This window comes from Sandaracinobacteroides sp. A072, assembly GCF_052616365.1.
This window is the reverse complement of record NZ_JBQXGU010000002.1, coordinates 32,256-48,545: the sequence shown is the minus strand read 5'-3', so window position 1 is coordinate 48,545 and position 16,290 is coordinate 32,256. Positions and strand designations below refer to the sequence as shown.

The following is a 16,290-nucleotide window of genomic DNA, read 5'->3' as shown; positions in this document are numbered from 1 at the left end:
AATCCGGACTCGAGGGAGAGGGACCATGAAGCTGATCGCAGCCTTGGCGCTTGCCGCCAGTGCACCTGTCGTTCAGGCCAACAGCCTGTCGGATTCCGTCGCGCAGGATCTTCCGTCACTGGTCCTGCTCTACAAGGATTTGCACCGCACGCCGGAGCTTGGCTTTCAGGAAGTGAAGACCGCCCAGCGCATGGCGGCCGAACTCAAGGCGCTTGGCGTGCGGGTGACGACGGGCGTGGGCGGAACGGGCGTCGTGGGTGTGCTGGAAAACGGCCCCGGGCCGGTACTTCTATTGCGCACCGACATGGATGGCCTGCCGGTCGAGGAGCAGACGGGCCTTGCCTATGCCTCGACCGCCAAGGGCAAGCTTCCTGATGGCAGCCTGACCCCGGTGATGCACGCCTGCGGGCATGACATTCACATGACTGTCTGGACGGGAACTGCCCGCCGGCTTGTCTCCATGAAGGACAAGTGGCGCGGCACCGTCGTTTTCGTGGCCCAGCCCGCCGAGGAACTGGGGGAGGGGGCACGGCGCATGCTGGAAGACGGGCTCTACAGCCGCTTCCCCAAGCCCACGCACGCACTCGCCATCCATGACAATGCGGCGCTGCCCGCAGGCATGGTGAGCTATACGCCGGGCTATGCCATGGCCAATGTGGACACGGTCGACGTGACACTGAAGGGCGTGGGCGGCCATGGCGCCTATCCCGCCCTTGCCAAGGACCCGATCGTGCTGGCCGCGCGGACCATCATGGGCTGGCAGACGTTGGTAAGCCGCGAAAACGACCCGCTTTCACCGGCCGTGGTGACCGTGGGGGCGATAGCCGGCGGCACGACGCACAATGTGATCGACGACGAGGTGAAGCTGAAGCTGACCGTTCGCTCCTATGAGCCGGATGTGCGCGAGCGGCTGCTGGCCGGGATTGAGCGGATCGCACGGGGGGAGGCGGAATCGCACGGTCTGCCCGATACGCTGATGCCGGAAGTCCGGGTGAAGGATAATCATACCCCGGCTGTCTTCAACACGCCGGCCATGACGCGCATGGTGGTAAAGGCGCTGGAAAGCCAGCTCGGCAGCGACAGGGTGGTGGAAATGAAACCCGTGATGGGCGGGGAGGATTTCAGCCGCTACTGGCTTGCCGACAAGGACGGCATGGAAAGCATGCTCTTCTGGGTGGGGGCGGTGAAGCCCGAGGCCTATTCGGCGGCCAAGGGAGACATCCGCAAGCTTCCTTCCATACACAGCCCTTTTTTCGCGCCCGACCCGGAACCGACGATCCGCACCGGCGTCGAAGCCCTGACCGCGGCCGCGCTTTCCGTGCTTGAAAAGGTAAGCGTTACCGCTCGTGCCAGAATTGGTCGCCAACAGTTGGCGAAATAGACCAGATTTTTGAATATCATTCATCCCGCATTCAGGGCCATTCAGCGCTGAAAATGCGCAATCTACTGATTTAAATAGAATTTGTCTGTTCGCTCAAACCTGGCACGCCCCCTGCATTGCAGTTGGCATCAACCAGGAAACAGGAGCGGACAATGACCAACGGCATCGAAAACAACCTTCGCAACATCTTCCTCGCCACACTCGCCAGCGCCGCGATGCTGGCCCTTGCGGCAGCCCCGGCACAGGCCGCCGGCGTGGCGGTGAAGGTGGCCTCCCACGAACTGCTCAGCGCCGAGGGCAGGGCGGCTGTCGAAGCCCGCGTGGAGCATGCGGCCCGCATGGTTTGCAGCAGCGGCACGGAGTGGAAGGATCTGAGGGCCCGCGCCAACTATCGTGCCTGCGTCGCCTCGGCGATGGAAAGCGGCAAGACCCGGATCGCGGACCTGCGGGCCAGCAGCCAGATGGCGAGCCGCTGAGAGATTGGCGCCGGCCGGCAGGCACTGCCGGCACGGCCCTCAGCGGAAGGCCCCCTGCACGAAAACACTGCCAGGCGGCACGGCTTCTTTCCTCGGAAGCCGTGCCGTTTTTCGTTCCAGCCAGATTCAGCCGCCCAGAAGGTCGTGGCGGCGAAGGGCATGCCGCAGTTGATCATAGCTCAGACCAAGGGCGCGGGCAGCGCGGCGCTGGTTGTGCCGGCTTTCCTCCATCGCCTGTATCAGCAGCGATTTTTCATAGGCGGCAACCGCCGCGCGGAAATCGCCGGGCAGGGACTGGGCGGCATGTGGCGAAGCGGGCGCTTGCGCCAGTGCAGGCGGCGTCTGATGCGCAGCCGGCACCGGGGCATCAGTATCCGTCACTGTGGCGAACGCGCCCCGCGGTCGCCAGGGGCTGTCAAACGGGTCAAGGTCGATCGCGCCCACCGGGCGGTCCGGTTCGCCCCAACGATAGACGGCGCGTTCGACCGCGTTTTTCAGTTCCCGAACATTGCCCGGCCAGTCATGTGCTTCAAGGTCTTCGAGAAAGCGGGGCGAAAAGCCGGGGAAGCTGCGCCATTCAAGTTCGAGCGCCATGCGGCGGCCGAAGAAATCGGCAAGCGGCACGATGTCTTCCCGACGGACGCGTAGCGGTGGCAGGGTGATCACTTCGAAGGACAGGCGATCAAGAAGATCGGCCCGGAAGCGGCCGGTCTCGGCCAGCCTCGGCAGATCCTCGTTGGTGGCGGCCACCACGCGCACATCCACCGATATGGGCCGTGTGCCACCAAGCCGGGTGAGCTCCCCATATTCGACCACGCGCAAGAGACGTTCCTGCCCGGCGGCGGTGAGCATGCCCACTTCATCAAGAAACAGGGTGCCGCGGTTGGCATGTTCGAAACGACCGGCCCGCGCCTTGACCGCCCCCGTAAAGGCGCCGGCCTCGTGCCCGAAGAGTTCCGCATCGAGAAGGCTTTCAGGAAGCGCCGCACAGTTGAGGCTGACAAGCGGCTCCTCCCAGCGCGGGGAGAGCCTGTGCAGACGTTCGGCGATCATTTCCTTGCCGGTGCCGCGCTCCCCCACGACAAGAACGGGGCGGCTGAGGGCGGCCGCGGCGCTCGCGCGCTCGATCGCGTCCAGAAAGGGACCGGACTGGCCGATCAGTTGCGTGGGCTTGTCTCGCATGGATTGACGCTATCCCGGTTGGCGGATTTTGCCAAGTGTTAGCAAAATCCATTTCAGCCCGAGGAATGGTCTTGCAACGGGCATGACACCATAGCCTTGATATGCTTGCACGAATTTCAGATTCCCAAGGTTGGCACGCATCCTGCATTATTGATCTGGCACAGCAACAAGGAAGCCACCCACATGAAACAGCCGCATCAGGACAGGACGCATGCAGCCCCCACGGGGATGCCCGCCGCGCCATGCGCGGGGGTGGCTCTTGCACCGGTTACCCCGTCTGCCGCCAGTCCCGGGGGGGCGAAGCTTCCCTGAGGCGGACGGAGCCTGGCCCGGGCGGGAAGACGGCACCCCCCTCTCCCGATCTTCCCGTCCGGGCCGAATTCTTCTTATCTATCGGGGTCGCGGACATCTTCTGGTGACCGCAAGAAACGACAGGAGTTAGACATGGGCATTTTTTCACGTGCCAGGGACATCATCCAGGCCAATGTGAACGATCTTCTCGATCGCGCGGAAGATCCAGCCAAGACCATTCGTCTTGTCATCATGGAAATGGAGGAAACGCTCGTCGAAGTGCGGGCGTCGGCGGCACGCACCATTGCCGACCAAAAGGAAATGCGCCGCACGATCCTGAAGCTGGAACATGCGCAGGCCGGCTGGGCGGAAAAGGCCGAACTTGCCCTTTCCAAGGACCGCGAGGATCTTGCCGCCGCAGCCCTGATGGAAAAGCAGAAGGTGGGCCAGACGGCAGCCATGCTGACGGCGGAGATGGAAGCGCTCGACGAGCAGCTTCGCGCCCATGAGGACGACATCTCGAAGCTGGAAGCCAAGCTGCGTGAAGCCCGCTCGCGGCAGAATGCGCTGATGGCGCGGCTGGAGACGGCGCAGAACCGCGCCCGCGTGCGCGCCATGACGCGCGGTGCCCGCGTGGAGGAAGCCTTCTCCCGCTTCGAACTGATCGAGCGCAGGGTGGACATGGCCGAAGGACAGGCGGAAGCCTATGATCTGGCCCCGGTGCAGAAGAGCCTGGAGGAAGAAATCTCCGAGCTGCGCGCAACGGATGCCGTGGCCGCCGAGCTTGCCGAGCTGAAGGCGCGGCTGAAATCCCGGCCCTGAGCCGGCGACCCGGAAAGGGAGTCTGACCCATGGACGCCATAGAAGCCATTGTTCCAGTGACCGCCATTGCGATCCTCTTCGTGGGTCTGCCCTGGCTGATCCTGCACTATGTCACGAAGTGGAAGCAGGCGAGTTCGCTCACCCGCGAGGATGAGGATCTTCTCGACGATCTCCATGACATCGCCCGCAGGCTCGATGACCGGATGACAAGCATCGAACGGATCATCGCCGCCGACCGGACAGCCGGGGAAACGGGCAGCACGCCACGTCTCGCCGAGCTTCATCAACCCGAATTCAGGCCGCAGGATCAGCGCGCAGCAGACCCCTGGCCGCAAGCCCTCAGGAAGGATATCTGACATGGCACGCCGCACAGGCTTCTACCTCGACAAGCGCAATGCCCGCTTCATGGGGGTTTGCGCCGGGATCGCCGACTACACCGGCTTCGATGTCCTCTGGATCAGGGTTGGCGTGGTGCTTGCCACCATCTTCGGATTTCCCTTCCCGCTGATCGCCTATCTCGTGATCGGCTGGATTGCAGACCCGAAGCCCGCCAGCCTCTATGTCTCGGAAGAAGCGGACCCCGAAGACAGGCAGTTCTGGCAGAAAACCCGCGCCGCGCCAGGCCGGTCGATCCGGGAAGTCCGCTCGACCTTCCGGGACATCGATCGCAGGCTTCGCGAGATCGAGGTGCAATACACCAGCAGCAACCATCGCCTGGCCCGTGAAATCGACGAGCTGCGGCACAGCTGAAGCTGGCTGCTGAAGACCGGAAACAGGCAGGCAGGTCAACAGGCCGGCGGGGGCAGGGGCCCACCGCCGGCGGAATGGGGGGGTGGACGTCAATGAAGCAAAGTCTCGCACTTATAATCCCGATCCTGGCGCTGATGATCCCGATCATCTCCATCGTGATGAAGAACTGGCGCGCCGTACAGGATCGCCGCATGGATCTGGTGGAGCGGCGGGGCGCAGAGATCAGCGATGACGCGCGGATACGGATCGAGAAGCTTGAAGCCCGCGTCGCCGTGCTCGAACGGATTGCGACCGACAGGCGGATCGCGCTTGCCGACGAGATCGACCGCCTTGGCAGCGGCGATACCGGCAACAACTGAAGGGGCAGGGGGTCATGGATTTCTGGGAAGCCATCGTCATCATCACTGCCATCGTGGTGATCGGGCAGGTGATGCGGGGCGGGCGCTGGAACCGGGAGACGCGCCGCTGGGAACGTTTTTCGCCCAACAATCCCTATGTGCGGATGGGTGTTCCGGATGAAACCCAGGCCCTGCGCCGCGATATCAGCCGGCTGAATGAGCGGGTGGCCACATTGGAAAAGCTGGTGACGGACCCGGCCCTGAGGCTGACAGCCGAGATCGAGAGCCTGCGCCAGCCGGCTGCCGGCGAGCCTGGCAAGGCGGGGCATACGGAACGCCGCACCGGCGAAGGCCCGCATCAAGCGGGTTGAAGCCCGCCGCCGCCGGGCCTATCCGGCTTCCATGCTACCGTCCTTTCAGCACATCGAAGAGGAATGGGAGGCCGCGCTCGACTGGGACGAGCGTTACGCCTTCCTTATCGGGCTTGGCAGGCAGCTCCCGCCCATGGAGCCGGCGCTGAAGACGCCGGCAACGCGTGTGCCGGGTTGCTCGGCCAATGTCTGGGTCTATCCCGTTCCGAAAGACGGGCAGCTGGGTTTCCAGGCAGACAGCGATGCCGCCATCACCAAGGGTATCGTGGCGCTGGTGGTGGCCATGGCGGATGGAAAGACCCCGGCCGAAGTGCTGAAAACGGATTTCGAGGGCGCCATCGAGCGCCTCGGCCTCAGACAGCATCTCTCCTCCAACCGGACACAGGGGCTGCCGAACATGATCTCCCGCGTTCGCGAGGCAGCCCGGAGACTGGCGGCATGACGGAACGATTGCTCGACGACCCCGGAAAGCGCGAGCGTTTCTTCGCCCGCCTGATGAAGACAGTGCCGCATTTCGATTCCCTTGGTATCGCCTATGAACAGGCCGGCAAGGACTGGGTCGAACTGCGCATGCCCTATGCCGAGAGCCTGGTGGCCTATCCGGAAACCGGGGTCATCGCATCCGGCGCCATATTTTCCCTGATGGACACGGCGGCTGGCATGTCCGTTTACATCCGCATCGGCCGCTTCGAACCGCACGCGACGCTCGACCTGCGCTGCGATTATCTGCGCCCGGCAACGCCCGGACTTGCCGTCTTTGGCAGGGCCGAATGCTACAAGCTGACGAAGCGCGTGGCCTTCGTGCGCGGCATCGCCCACGACGGAGACCCTGACCACCCAGTCGCCCATGTGGCCGGCACCTTCATGTTCACGGGCAAGCCATGATCCAGTTGCCGCCCTATGCCCGCATGCTGGGCCTCGATTATGCGGATGGCGTGCTGTCGATGCCGTTTGCCGTGCACCTTATCGGTTCGCCCGGCCGGCTGCACGGTGGTTCGGTCGCCGGGCTGATGGAAATTGCCGCCAATCTTGCCGTTCGGCAGGCGCTGGGCGAGGACCCCGCACAGATGAAGCCCGTGAACGTGACTGTTGATTATCTGCGCGAGGGGCAGATGGTGACCACCCATGCCGCCGCCGAGATCATGCGCATGGGCCGCAGGGTTGCCAATGTGCGGGTGGAAGCCTGGCAGGATGAACGCAGCCGACTGATCGCGACGGCCCGCACCAACATCCTGATCGTGCGGGAATAGACGAGCAGGCATGAAGCCGGGCCGAAGCTGTTGCGGCCCATGTCCGCATCCACTAGCCTGCGGGCCGTGAGCGGCACCGAGATAGAATTCAAGGCAGGCCTTACGGCGGCCGATGCTTCGTTTGTTGGCCGCATGCTCGGCCGGCAGCACGGTCCGACCCTGTCACAGGCGCAACTGCGCACACTTTATCATGATACGCCGGATTTTGCCCTGAAGGCGCATGGCATTGCCCTGAGGGTGCGGCGTGAAGGCGGAAAATCCGTTCAGACCGTGAAGGACGGGCGGGCGGTCGTCGGCGGCTTCCAGCAAGTGCGCGAGGTTGATTGCAGCATTCGCGGCCTGAAGCCGAAGATCGATGCCATTCCGGACCGCACGCTTCGCAACCGGATTGCCAAACTGACAGATCGAAAGCCGCTGCCGCTTGTCTTCGAGACGCGTGTGCGGCGCGGCATCTGGCGTATCGCCGAGCCGCACGCCCTTGTCGAAGTGGCGCTGGATCGCGGGAGCATCCTTGCCGGTGCGCGCACGGCGCCCATTCTGGAAATCGAATTCGAGCTGCTCGGGGGCACCCCGGCAGCGCTGTTCGATCTTTCCGCGCGCCTGCTTTCGGGCACGTCCGCCTGGCTTTCCATCGGCAGCAAGGCCGCGCGTGGCCATGCGCTGGCATCCGGCAAGAGCGTTGAGCCGGCGGCACTGGGCAGCAAGCCGGTTCCGCCCCAGCGCGGGACAAGCAGCGCCGAAGCCTTTGGTACGGCGCTTGCCGCACTTGCGCCCGCCATTGCCCAGAATCTGCACTTGATCCATGTGTCCGACGATCCGGAAGGCCCGCACCAGCTGCGTGTTTCGCTCAGGCGTCTGCGCGCCCTCGTCAAACTGCATGGTCGTCATCTCGATCGCGCCACCGCACGCCGGATCAATGCCGAAGTCCGGAGCCTGGGCCGCATCGTCTCACCCCTGCGGGATACGGACGTGCTCGTTGCCGACCTCGTGGCGCATGCGCCCGGGCTTGCCGCCCCTCTTGAAGAGCATAGGGCAGCGATGCGGGCGGAGACGCGGGTCGCCCTTCGTCGCGCCGGTGCGACTGGCATGGCAATCTGGCTGTTGCGGCTTGCCGCCCTTGGCGGCTGGCAGCCTCATGGAAAGCAACGCCGCAAGCGCGGCCTGAAACCGCTGGAAAATCAGGCGGCACCCATTCTCGACGAAGCATGGAATGCCATCGCCGAGGCCTGCGACCGGCTATCCGCACTGCTGCCGGAGGACCGGCATGAATTGCGCAAGCGAATGAAAACATTCCGCTACATGCTCGAACAGGTGCCGCGTGGCGATGGCCAGAAATCCTTCCTGTCCGCGCTCAAGCGGCTGCAGGATGATCTGGGCGAACTGAATGATCTCGCCACGCTGGAGGGTTGGTCACCCGATCTGGACACGCCCGGTGCGCTGCAGGCCTTTGCCGCCCTCAAGGCAAAGCGGCTTTCCGGGAGCCGCCACCGCCAGGATCTGCTGATGGGCCGCGCCTTCCGCCACTGGCAGGAACTGAAGAGCCGCCCGCATCCCTGGAATCAGACCCGGAATCAGACTCGGAATCAGGCTTAGCGCGCATCCCTTGCGCTGCTTCCAATGCCGACCCTTCCACTGCCGACCATGGCATCGACAGCGGCGCGAGCAGGGGGCACGGAATCGCTGAACAGGCCATCTATGCCGGTTTCGAGGAAGGCACGGATCTCGCCTTCGGCATCGCCCTTGCCGGCAGGGCCGCCCGCGCCCTTGAAACCCTGCGGAAGGAAATAGTTTTCGGGCCGGAATGTCCAGACATGAACGGCGAGCCCGGCGGAATGGGCGTCGGCCACAAGCGGGGTGGGGTCCTGAAGGCGGCCGTCCGCCGCGCGCGGGATCAGCATGGCCTTTTCCACGCCAATGCCATGGGCATAACCAGCAATCGCTGCAAGGCCGGCGGGGGTCGCCATGGTGGCATAATTCAGTTCGGGCCGGTCCGCCGGTCCGCCTTCGGCTGCCATCAGCTGGATCAGCCGGACCTTGGTGCGCTTCGCCAGTTCGGCCAGATTCCCGGCTTCAAAGCTCTGGATGAAGACAGGCGCTTTGGCGCTGTCGAGGCCATGGGCTGCAAGCGTTTCGAGCAGTTTTTCTTCCAGCGGCAGGCCGATGGAGCGGAAATAGGTGGGGTGCTTGGTTTCAGGGTAGATGCCGATCACCCGGCCAAGCCGGGCGCCTTCGGACTTCGCAAGCGCGATCACTTCCTCGAAAGTCGGGATCTTGTAGCGGCCATCATGGTCGGCATTAGCCGGTCGCAGCATGGGAAGGCGCTCGCGCGCGTGCAGGCTCTTCAGTTCGGCGAGGGTGAAATCCTCGGTGAACCAGCCCTCGACTTCCGCGCCGTCGATCAGGCGGGTTGTGCGCCGGTTTGCGAATTCGGGCCTCTCCGCCACATCAGTTGTGCTGCCGATCTCGTTTTCGTGCCGGGCGACAAGTACACCATCCCGCGTCGGCACGAGGTCTGGCTCGATGTAATCAGCCCCTTGCGCAATGGCGAGCCTGTAGGCTTCAAGCGTGTGCTCGGGCCTTTCTGCCGATGCGCCGCGATGCGCGATGATGATTGGGGGTGCCCCGGAGGCGGGGGCAGCGGATGCGCCGTGTGTCATAGCAGCAGAGCCTAGCATGAAGACGGCCAGAGACAGAATCGAAGCAAGGGAAGGGCAGCGCATGGCTGCCCTTGTGGCGCATCGATGTGACAATCCGGCTATGTGGCTGTCCGGCTTCCGGCTCAGTTTTCGGGCTTGCCCATCTCGACGATGGTGCGGGCATTGCGGGCGAACGCCTCGCCATCCGCATCATCCTTCATGCGCTTGCCGGAATCCTCTGGCACGATGATGCCGCGCTGGGCGGCCGGACGCGAGGCGATATCGCGGTGCCAGCGGGCGAGGTTGGAATAGGGTTCGGGATCGACGCCAGACCAGCGGGCCGTCCGTGTCCAGCACCAGTTGGCGATATCGGCGATGGAATAGTCGCCAGCCAGATATTCATTTTTTGCCAGATGGTTGTCGAGAACGCCGAAGAGGCGCCTTACCTCGCCATGATAGCGGTCGATGGCCGGCTGGATACGCTCTGGGAAATAGCGGTAGAAAACATTGGCCTGGCCCATCATCGGCCCGATTCCACCCATCTGGAACATCAGCCACTGGATGACGCGGCTGCGGCCCTTGCTGTCCGTGGGCATGAGCATGCCTGTCTTTTCAGCAAGATAGATGAGGATCGCACCGGATTCGAAAACGGCAAAGCCATCATCATCGATCACGGGAATACGGCCATTCGGGTTCATTTTCAGGAACCAGGGCTCCTTCTGTTCGCCCTTCATCAGGTCGACCGTGTGCACCTCGTAAGGCAGGCCCATTTCCTCCAGGGCAACCGATACCTTGTAACCATTGGGCGTGGCGGCGGTGTAGAGCTTGATCATGGGTCTTCCTTCGAAGGCAGGTCATTCGGTCCGACGGCCAGCTTTACAGGCTTTTTCAGCCGCATGCCATCGACAGCGGTCGAATGGAAAGGATAGCAAAGGAAACAGAGGGAGAGAGAGAGAAATGACGACCATGAATGCCGGGCGCGCAGGCTGGGCAGAGGCGCTGGACCGCGCTGCCCGCCCACTCGAGGAAGCATGGACCCTGCCGCCGTCGGCCTACACTGACCCGGCAGTCTTCGAACTGGAGCGTGAGCGGATCTTTGCCCGATCATGGATCCCCGTTGCCCGGCATACGCAACTGGCGCAGCCGGGGGATTATGTCACACTTGATCTGCTGGGGCAGCCGATCCTCGTGGTGCATGGCGAAGACGGGGTCATCCGCGCCCTTTCGGCGCTTTGCCTGCATCGCTCTGCGCCAGTCGCGTCCGGGGCAGGGCGGCGGAAACTCTTTACCTGCCCCTATCACAGCTGGACCTATGACACGATGGGCCAGCTCCGTCGTGCACCCCTTATGGAAGGCGCCAAGGGATTCGACGCCAAGGCCTGCAGCCTGCCCGTCTTCCAGACGGAAGAGTGGGAAGGCTTCATCCTTGTGAACCTTGACAGCCAGGCGCCGGCCTTTGCGCCGCAGGTGGAAGGGTTCCGCCGCCATTTCGAGCCGTTCGGCATGGCGGGCATGAAGCTGGTTCGCACGCTGGATTATGATCATGGCTGGAACTGGAAGATTCTCGTCGAGAATTTCATGGAAGCCTATCACCATATCGGCACCCATGCGGGCACGCTGGAGCCCGGCCATCCTGCCGCGCAATCCCATGTGCCGGACAGCGATGGACCATGGTCGATTCTCGACATGCCGGCATCCGCCCGGGCGGCCGATGGCCCGCCATCGCTCATTCCTGGCCTGAATCCGGAACGTGCCTCAACCCTTTATGCCGGCGCACTCTTTCCGACCTTTCTGCTGGCGATGCATGGAAGTGGTGTGATCTGGTACCAGATGATGCCCTTGTCAGCCGATCGCATCGAGTTGAAAATTAATATCATGATTCCAGATTATATTACTGATTCTGAGTTGATAAATCATATCGCAGAAGAAATTGCATTAACAACCGCGGCGATCCACGCTGAAGATATCGCCATCAATGATACGGTTTGGCGCGGGCTGAATGCGCCTGCGGCCCGGCAAGGGCGACTGGCGCCGCTGGAAAAGGCGATATGGCAGTTCAATAACTGGTGGATTGATAGAATTAACAGATGATTATCAATGCATTGTCCAATTCACTTACGAGACGTGTGGAAGTGCGAATAAATCGCCTCGGCCATCATCCGGCTGATTCCGGGGGCTTTCAGCAGGTCATCCAGGCCTGCAGCCTTCACGGCGCGGGCAGTCCCGAAATGCATGAGCAACGCCTTCTTGCGCGCTGGCCCGATACCGGGAACATCATCGAGGCTCGACACGGCCATGGCCTTCTGCCGCTTCTGCCGATGTGCCCCGATTGCAAAGCGATGCGCCTCATCCCTGAGGCGCTGAAGGAAGAAAAGCAGGGGATCGTTTACCGGCAGGGAAAAGGTGCGACCGTCCGGCAGGTGAAACTGTTCCCGCCCTGCGTTGCGGTCCGGCCCCTTGGAGATGGCAACCACAGGCACATCTGAGACACCAAGTTCAGAAAGTGCTTCAAGCACAGAGGAAAGCTGGCCTTTGCCACCATCGATAAGAAGCAGATCCGGCCAGTCTGCATCCTCTCCGGCGGCATCCTCGGCCTGAAGCCGCGCAAAGCGACGCGAGAGCATGGCGCGCATCATGGCAAAATCGTCTCCCGGCTTGATGTCGCCGGGCTTCATGTTGAACTTCCGATATTCTCCCTTTCGGAAACCTTCCGGGCCGGCTACCACCATGGCACCGAGCGCGTGCGTGCCCATCACATGGCTGTTGTCGTAGATCTCGATGCGTTCGGGTGGGGCGGGCAGGGCAAACAGCTCTGCAAGCGCTTCCAGATTGCGCCTTTGCGTCACAGATTCGGCAAGACGCCTCTGTATGGCTTCCTCTGCATTCCGGCTTGCCTGCTCGACCAGGCGCTTCATGTGCCCGCGTTGCGGAACGCGCAGTTCCACCCTGTATCCGGCAGACGTGCCCAGGGCTTCGGAAATCAGCCCGGCCTCCGGCAGCTCCCTGTCAAGTAGTAGAAGGCGTGCCGGTGCCAGGTCGGAATAGAATTGACCCAGGAATGCCGAGAGAATGTCTGCTTCATCAATTCCCTGAATATGTGATGGAAATACAGATCGATGACCCCAGTTCTGGCCAGATCGTATGAAGAATATCTGAACACATGCCACACCCTCGCTTCGCGATATGGCAATCACGTCTGCATCGATATCGTCGGTCTCTGCATTGATGGCTTGCGCGCCCTGGATAGCGGTCAGCGCCCGAAGCCGGTCACGCAAAACCGCAGCCAGTTCAAAATCAAGCTCTTCAGCAGCCTTGCTCATTTTTTCGCCGAGCTTCTTCTGCATCTGCTGACTCTTGCCGGAAAGAAAGGCCCTGGCATCCGAAACAAGCTCCGCATAGGCTTCGGGCTCGATGCGGCCGGCACAGGGGGCGGAACAGCGCCTGATCTGATGAAGCAGGCATGGGCGCGTGCGGTTGGCCATGTAGCTGTCTGAGCAAGACCGCAAAAGAAACATTTTTTGCAGTGCATTAAGTGTTATATTTACAGCACTGGCTGAAGCAAATGGTCCATAATAATGCGTGCCCGCTCGGCGCGCGCCACGGTGCTTTGTCAGCTTCGGGAAGAGGCCTGAATCATCTAGCGCGATATAAGGAAAACTCTTATCATCACGCAGCAACACATTATAAGCAGGACGAAATCTCTTAATAAGCTGCGCTTCCAGCAGAAGCGCTTCCGCCTCGGATCGCGTCGTCACCACGACCATGTTGCGCGTCTGCGCAACCATTCTCTGCAATCTTTTAGGCAGTCTAGATACTTGCGTGTAATTGCTTACACGATTTTTTAGCGCCTTTGCCTTTCCTACATAGAGAACCTCGTCGCGCGCATCCAGCATGCGGTAAACGCCCGGCACCGCACCGAGCGTGTGGAGCGTGTTCCGGATGGCATCGACTCCTGCCTCCAGGTCGGGTGCGCTCGTGCGCACGGCATGGGTGGCGGCTTCCTCGCCAAATCGGTCGGGTGATCCCGGAAGCGGGTTGCGCGGCTTTTCCATTGCTGGCCCAGATATGGGGTCTTGCTCAGCCCCGCAACAAGGTCAGGCTCATCCTCCGGTTGCGCGGGTCGAACGGGTCCTGCGGGTTGAAGGGGTCCGTCTCGGCAACGCCTTCAAGACGCGAAAAGCGGTTCCCCGGAACGCCTTCTTCCACAAGGATGCGCCGTGTTTCCTCTGCCCTTGCCGAAGAGAGCACCCAATTGTTCGAAGGCGTAGCGGACGATCTCGGGCTGCCGAAGGGCAGGGCATCGGTATGTCCGCGGATCGTCAGCTTGTTGGGAAGGTCATCGATTGCCTTGGCAACGACCCCCAGCAATTGCCGGGCGCGCGGGTCCATCAGGGCGGTGCCGTTCGAAAACATGGAATAATCCGCGCGGTCTATCAGTTCGATGCGCAGGCCTTCCGGCGTGTGCGTGAAACGTATCTGCCCCTGCAGCGCCTTGAGGCCGGGGTCACGCTCCATTCGTCGGCGGATCTCGCTTTCCACCTTGCGCAGCTGGCCATCATTCGAGGGCGCAGGGGCCCGGGCACCGGACGCTGACTGGTAGGGCGCGGCTGGGTTCACGCCTGCACGCCGCGCATGCGGGGCAATGCCATCCGGATCCTCGATGGAACGGCCCTGGAGCATGCCATTGGAACCTCCCGATGTGCTGTATTCCATCACCGTTGGCGCAAAATAATCGGCAAGGCCACGGCGCTGATCCTCGTTGGTGGCGCCCAGCAGCCACATCAGCAGGAAGAAGGCCATCATCGCCGTGACGAAATCGGCATAGGCGACCTTCCACGCGCCGCCATGGTGCGCGCCATGGCCCCTGACCTTCACCTTGCGGACCAGAATTTCGGGTTCGGGCAGGGGGCCTTCGACGCTCATTTGGCGCGCAGGCCTTCGAACACATCCGTGAAGGCCGGCTGGTTGGCCGGGCTGATCGCTGTCCTGGCCGTTTCCAGAACGATGGGCTGCGGCTGGTTCCGAAGGGACGCCAGGATCACGCGGCGCACCACCTGGTAGATTTCCGCATCCGCCTCGATGATCGCCTTCAGCCGCGCGGCCATCGGGCCTACCATGCCATAGGCGAGCAGCACGCCGAGGAATGTGCCAACGAGCGCCGAGCCGATCATGCCCCCCAGCACGGGCGGGGGCTGGTCGATCGAGCCCATGGTCTTCACCACGCCGAGCACGGCGGCCACGATGCCAAGAGCGGGCAGGGCATCCGAAAGCGTCTGGAGCTGTTCCGCCGGGCGCATTGCATCATGATGGTGCGTCTCGATCGCGGTATCGAGCACATCCTCGATCGCGACCGAACTGACGCTGCCCGTGGAAACGACCAGCAGGCGCAGCGTATCGGTGACGAGGTGGACAAAGAAGGGATCGGCCAGCAAGGCCGGATATTCCGCCCAGAGCGACGAGGATTTCGGCTCTTCCACATGCTGTTCGACCGCAACGGCGCCTTCGGCCTTCAGCAGGCGCATCAGCCGCACGGTCAGGAAGATGGCGTCGAGATAATCCTGCCGCTTGAAGCGCGGCCCCTTCAGAATGTGCCCGAAGCCCCCGCCAAGCTGCTTCAGCGAGCGCGTGTCATTGGAGATGATGAGGGCGCCGATCGCAGCGCCTCCGATGATCAGCATTTCGAAAGGCAGGGCCTTCAGAACCGGAACCAGGCTTCCGCCCGAAATCGCGAAGCCCCCGAACACCATGGCCAGCAGCACGACAAGACCGACAATCGCCATCATGCCGCAGCCGCTCCTTTGTTCCCAGGTGACGGGGGCCTTGGAGGCCCCGTTTCGCCAACAGGATTACGGGCGGCGGTGCCAATGCTTTAGCCCAGACGATCGAACAGGCTGCCATCATGGATGCGGGAGAAGCTGGCGCGCGCTGCCTGGAGCGTGAGATCGAGCGCCTGCAATTCGGCAATGGCCGATGTGAGGTTTACGCCGCGAACAGCCGCCAGCGCTTCCGCCGTATCGAGCCGGGCGGCGGCCACCCGATCCTGTTCCGTGCTGATGCGGGCGAGGCCGACGCCGATGACAGCCTGCGCACCGCTCAGCCGATGGTGGGCCGCTTCGAGCCTTTCAAGCGCCGTGGCGGTGCCGGTTTCCCGAAGCAGCGGATCGGGTTCCAGAAGCGCCGAGGCAAGGGCATCGAGAGCCGCGAAGGCGCCGTTCGCATCGTCACCAAAAAGATCCGGCCCGCGCGGGACAGCGGCCGTGGAGACGCCGGCTGCATCAGCCCCGGCGGCCGTACCGAAGCCCCGCCACCCGATCTGGCCAGCAGCATCAGCGGCATAGGCAGGCTGCGCCCCTTGCGCGCCTGCAAACAGATAGCGCCCGGCTTCGTCTCGCTGGTTTGCCGTTTCGAGAAGCTGCATCCGAAGCTGCGACACTTCGCGTGCCATAACGGCGCGGTCTTCGGGGGAAAGCGTGCCGCTGGCGCCTGCAAGCCCGAGATCGCGGGCGCGAAGCACGACCAGCCCGGCGGCTTCGACCGCCGTTTCCGCAAGCGAAAGCCGGCCGGAAGACCGTTCGAGGCTGCGCTCCTCGGACACAAGGCGCGAATCCAGCCGCCGCAACATGGCAGCGCGTGTGGCGCCAGCGGGATCATCAGCGGCACTGGACAGCCTGTCACCCGTGGCAATCTGGCGTTCCAGATCGGAAAGACGGTTCTCGATCTGCTTCATCCGTTCAGCCTGGACGGGTATCGCGCCGCGGCTGTTGACCATGACGGGGCCTGACATGTTCAGTCT

19 protein-coding genes are annotated in these 16,290 nt (G+C 62.9%); 12 read left to right on the top strand and 7 right to left on the bottom strand.

Features of this window, described 5'->3' with window-relative positions; all coding sequences use genetic code 11:
• Positions 1 to 25: 25 nt before the first annotated feature.
• Entirely contained in the window at positions 26 to 1,381 is a 1,356-nt protein-coding gene (locus ACUJ46_RS06215; RefSeq protein ID WP_445389601.1) for an amidohydrolase, read from the top strand.
• A gap of 152 nt (positions 1,382 to 1,533) precedes the next feature.
• Positions 1,534 to 1,857 (top strand): UrcA family protein, encoded by a 324-nt coding sequence (locus tag ACUJ46_RS06210; RefSeq protein ID WP_445389600.1) that lies wholly within the window; start codon positions 1,534 to 1,536, stop codon positions 1,855 to 1,857.
• Between the two features lie 126 nt (positions 1,858 to 1,983).
• Here ACUJ46_RS06210 and pspF read toward each other — a convergent pair whose 3' ends face one another.
• Positions 1,984 to 3,039, bottom strand: a complete 1,056-nt coding sequence (pspF, locus tag ACUJ46_RS06205; protein ID WP_445389599.1) for a phage shock protein operon transcriptional activator — start codon at positions 3,037 to 3,039, stop codon at positions 1,984 to 1,986.
• A 444-nt stretch (positions 3,040 to 3,483) separates the two neighbouring features.
• Between pspF and pspA the strand changes: the two genes are divergently transcribed.
• From pspA to ACUJ46_RS06160, 9 genes are all read left to right on the top strand, one after another.
• Complete coding sequence (gene pspA, locus ACUJ46_RS06200) at positions 3,484 to 4,152, top strand: phage shock protein PspA (RefSeq protein WP_445389598.1); 669 nt, start codon at positions 3,484 to 3,486, stop codon at positions 4,150 to 4,152.
• Between the two features lie 29 nt (positions 4,153 to 4,181).
• On the top strand, positions 4,182 to 4,508 hold the full coding sequence (gene pspB / locus ACUJ46_RS06195; RefSeq protein ID WP_445389597.1) for an envelope stress response membrane protein PspB: 327 nt from the start codon (positions 4,182 to 4,184) through the stop codon (positions 4,506 to 4,508).
• 1 nt (position 4,509) lies between these two features.
• Entirely contained in the window at positions 4,510 to 4,902 is a 393-nt protein-coding gene (gene pspC, locus ACUJ46_RS06190) for an envelope stress response membrane protein PspC (protein WP_445389596.1), read from the top strand.
• A gap of 92 nt (positions 4,903 to 4,994) precedes the next feature.
• The gene (locus ACUJ46_RS06185) at positions 4,995 to 5,261 is read left to right on the top strand and encodes a hypothetical protein (protein ID WP_445389595.1); all 267 of its coding nucleotides are present in this window, start codon (positions 4,995 to 4,997) and stop codon (positions 5,259 to 5,261) included.
• 14 nt (positions 5,262 to 5,275) lie between these two features.
• On the top strand, positions 5,276 to 5,611 hold the full coding sequence (locus ACUJ46_RS06180) for a hypothetical protein (RefSeq protein WP_445389594.1): 336 nt from the start codon (positions 5,276 to 5,278) through the stop codon (positions 5,609 to 5,611).
• Positions 5,612 to 5,642: 31 nt separating this feature from the next.
• Positions 5,643 to 6,053 carry a SufE family protein gene (locus tag ACUJ46_RS06175; protein WP_445389593.1) on the top strand — a complete coding sequence of 137 codons (411 nt, stop codon included), beginning with the start codon at positions 5,643 to 5,645 and terminating at the stop codon, positions 6,051 to 6,053.
• Positions 6,050 to 6,496 carry a PaaI family thioesterase gene (locus ACUJ46_RS06170; RefSeq protein ID WP_445389592.1) on the top strand — a complete coding sequence of 149 codons (447 nt, stop codon included), beginning with the start codon at positions 6,050 to 6,052 and terminating at the stop codon, positions 6,494 to 6,496. Before ACUJ46_RS06175 ends, ACUJ46_RS06170 begins: the two co-directional genes overlap by 4 nt.
• Positions 6,493 to 6,861, top strand: coding sequence for a PaaI family thioesterase (locus tag ACUJ46_RS06165; RefSeq protein WP_445389591.1), 369 nt, complete (start codon positions 6,493 to 6,495; stop codon positions 6,859 to 6,861). The genes ACUJ46_RS06170 and ACUJ46_RS06165 overlap by 4 nt, the downstream gene beginning before the upstream one ends.
• A gap of 39 nt (positions 6,862 to 6,900) precedes the next feature.
• Entirely contained in the window at positions 6,901 to 8,454 is a 1,554-nt protein-coding gene (locus tag ACUJ46_RS06160) for a CYTH and CHAD domain-containing protein (RefSeq protein ID WP_445389590.1), read from the top strand.
• On the opposite strand, the gene ACUJ46_RS06155 is transcribed toward ACUJ46_RS06160, so the two are convergent.
• A complete protein-coding gene (locus tag ACUJ46_RS06155; RefSeq protein ID WP_445389589.1) occupies positions 8,451 to 9,518 on the bottom strand; it encodes a glycerophosphodiester phosphodiesterase in 1,068 nt (355 codons plus the stop codon). The two genes, ACUJ46_RS06160 and ACUJ46_RS06155, sit on opposite strands and share 4 nt — an antisense overlap.
• Before the next feature lie 122 nt (positions 9,519 to 9,640).
• Positions 9,641 to 10,330, bottom strand: coding sequence for a glutathione S-transferase family protein (locus ACUJ46_RS06150; RefSeq protein ID WP_445389588.1), 690 nt, complete (start codon positions 10,328 to 10,330; stop codon positions 9,641 to 9,643).
• Here ACUJ46_RS06150 and ACUJ46_RS06145 point away from each other — a divergent pair.
• Complete coding sequence (locus ACUJ46_RS06145) at positions 10,329 to 11,588, top strand: aromatic ring-hydroxylating oxygenase subunit alpha (protein ID WP_445389587.1); 1,260 nt, start codon at positions 10,329 to 10,331, stop codon at positions 11,586 to 11,588. The two genes, ACUJ46_RS06150 and ACUJ46_RS06145, sit on opposite strands and share 2 nt — an antisense overlap.
• A 20-nt stretch (positions 11,589 to 11,608) precedes the next feature.
• Here the strand turns inward: ACUJ46_RS06145 and uvrC are convergent, their stop codons facing one another.
• From uvrC to ACUJ46_RS06125, 4 genes are all read right to left on the bottom strand, one after another.
• Positions 11,609 to 13,549, bottom strand: coding sequence for an excinuclease ABC subunit UvrC (gene uvrC, locus ACUJ46_RS06140; protein ID WP_445389586.1), 1,941 nt, complete (start codon positions 13,547 to 13,549; stop codon positions 11,609 to 11,611).
• Between the two features lie 25 nt (positions 13,550 to 13,574).
• Positions 13,575 to 14,420, bottom strand: a complete 846-nt coding sequence (locus tag ACUJ46_RS06135) for a flagellar motor protein MotB (protein ID WP_445389585.1) — start codon at positions 14,418 to 14,420, stop codon at positions 13,575 to 13,577.
• A complete protein-coding gene (gene motA / locus ACUJ46_RS06130; protein ID WP_445389584.1) occupies positions 14,417 to 15,280 on the bottom strand; it encodes a flagellar motor stator protein MotA in 864 nt (287 codons plus the stop codon). Before motA ends, ACUJ46_RS06135 begins: the two co-directional genes overlap by 4 nt.
• 86 nt (positions 15,281 to 15,366) lie before the next feature.
• Positions 15,367 to 16,281: a flagellin N-terminal helical domain-containing protein gene (locus ACUJ46_RS06125; protein WP_445389583.1), complete on the bottom strand. Its 915-nt coding sequence runs from the start codon at positions 16,279 to 16,281 to the stop codon at positions 15,367 to 15,369.
• Positions 16,282 to 16,290 lie beyond the last annotated feature (9 nt).